Source organism: Methylobacterium longum (assembly GCF_022179385.1).
Lineage (GTDB): Bacteria > Pseudomonadota > Alphaproteobacteria > Rhizobiales > Beijerinckiaceae > Methylobacterium > Methylobacterium longum.
Genome location: NZ_BPQS01000152.1, coordinates 1 through 901 on the forward strand (window position 1 = coordinate 1; position 901 = coordinate 901).

At 66.8% G+C, this 901-nt stretch carries 1 protein-coding gene; it reads left to right on the top strand.

Annotated elements, in window-relative coordinates:
• Positions 1 to 901, top strand: a 901-nt coding sequence (locus MFF58_RS31810) for a DNA translocase FtsK (RefSeq protein WP_283206493.1), incomplete at both ends; no start/stop codon positions are given.

The following is a 901-nucleotide window of genomic DNA, read 5'->3' on the forward strand; positions in this document are numbered from 1 at the left end:
CGGATTTCGCGGAGAGCAAGCACAAGCTGGCCCTGTGCCTGGGCAAGAACATCGGCGGCGAGCCGATCATCGCCGACCTCGCGCGCATGCCGCACCTGCTGGTGGCCGGCACCACCGGCTCGGGCAAGTCGGTGGCGATCAACACCATGATTCTGTCGCTGCTCTACCGGCTGAAGCCCGAGGAGTGCCGCCTGATCATGGTCGATCCGAAGATGCTGGAGCTGTCGGTCTACGACGGCATCCCGCACCTGCTCTCCCCCGTGGTCATCGACCCCAAGAAGGCGGTCATCGCCCTCAAATGGGCCGTGCGCGAGATGGAGGAGCGCTACAAGAAGATGTCCAAGATCGCCGTGCGCAACATCGACGGCTACAACGCCCGCATGAAGGAGGCCCGCGAGCGGGGCGAGACCATCACGCGCACGATCCAGACCGGTTTCGACCGCCATACCGGTGAAGCCGTGTTCGTCGAGGAGGCGATGGACCTGGCGCCGCTGCCGTACATCGTGATCGTGGTCGACGAGATGGCCGACCTGATGATGGTGGCGGGCAAGGACATCGAGGGGGCGATCCAGCGCCTGGCGCAGATGGCGCGGGCGGCGGGCATCCACCTGATCATGGCGACGCAGCGCCCGTCGGTGGACGTGATCACCGGCACGATCAAGGCGAACTTCCCGACCCGGATCAGCTTCCAGGTGACGAGCAAGATCGACTCGCGCACGATCCTGGGCGAGATGGGCGCCGAGCAGCTGCTCGGTCAGGGCGACATGCTGTTCATGGCCGGCGGCGGGCGCACCACGCGCGTGCACGGGCCGTTCTGCTCGGACAGCGAGGTCGAGACCGTGGTCGCCCACCTCAAGCGCCAGGGCCGACCCAGCTACCTCGACGCCGTCACCGCGGACGA